General features: G+C 60.7%; 1 protein-coding gene. It reads left to right on the top strand.

Going from position 1 to position 1,204, the window contains the following annotated elements; genetic code table 11:
* A partial coding sequence (locus tag DN412_RS42865) for an IS110 family RNA-guided transposase (protein ID WP_115216997.1) occupies positions 1-929 on the top strand: 929 nt, incomplete at its 5' end.
* Between the last annotated feature and the right edge of the window lie 275 nt (positions 930-1,204).

Raw genomic sequence — 1,204 nt, forward strand, 5'->3', positions numbered from 1 at the left:
ACGAAGCAGGACAGGACGGTTTCTGGATAGCGCGGGCCCTGGCGAAGCTCGGCTATGAGCCCCTGATCTGCGACCCGGCCAGCATTCCCGTGGAGCGGCACGCAAGGCGGGCCAAGACCGACCGGCTCGACGTGATCAGGCTGCTGATGTGCCTGCGTGCCTGGTTGCGCGGGGAATACGACCGCATGCGTGTGATACGGGTGCCAAGCATCGAAGCCGAAGCGCAACGCCATCTTGTACGGGACCGGGGCGAGCTACAAAAGGAAACGATGCAGCACCGCGACCGGATACGCAAATTGTTGCGCACGGTAGGCTGCTGGCAGGACGTCAATGGCGACGTCGCAACACGTCTCGTGATGGGAGAGTTTCGCTGCCACGACGGCGCGCCCTTGCCGCCAGAGCTGCACGCGCGACTAACCAGGGAGTGCCGGCGCCTGGCCCTGGCTGAGCAGCAATTTGCCGAGCTCGAAAAAGAATTGATCGAACAATTGCCAGAACCCGTACAGAAACGCATCGCCGACCTCGAACGACTCAAGGCGGTCGGTCCGGTGGGGGCTACCCGACTCGTACTCGAGCTATTCTGGCGACACTTTGACAACCGGCGCCAAGTGGGGTCCTGTGTCGGTCTGGTGCCTCAGCCCTATGACAGTGGCCAGAGCCGGGTTGACCAGGGAATCAGTAAACAGGGCAACCGGCGAGTGCGGTCCTTGCTGATCGAGATGGCGTGGCTCTGGCTACGCTACCAGCCCGACAGCGCGATCGCGCGGTGGTTCACGCAGCGTACCTTGGGCAATGCGCAGAACAAACGGGGCAAACGTATCGCCATCGTCGCGGTGGCGCGGCGGCTCGTCATCGCATTGTGGCGCTACCTTGAGCACGGGGTCATACCCGAGGGCGCGGTACTGAAGAACGCAAGAACCGGAAGGTAGAAACAGACAATTCAACAATCAGGTGACGGCTTTGGATTAAATTACCTCATTCCTCGTTACGCAGCACAGTTAAAAGCAGACAGGCCCGCGCATACCACTGGTTGCTCAGCAACCGACACTTCTAGATGGGGCTTGTCGCATCCCGGTCTTCTACGCGCTACGCGCATGCAGGACTATGCCGGAAACATCTCGGCGGATAGAAGTTTGTGAGGGGGGGTGATCAGGCCCTCACGCAACGATGACCGGGAACTTGAAACTGACCGCAACACGACCCT

The organism is Cupriavidus lacunae, from assembly GCF_003353055.1.
Taxonomy (GTDB): Bacteria; Pseudomonadota; Gammaproteobacteria; order Burkholderiales; family Burkholderiaceae; genus Cupriavidus; species Cupriavidus lacunae.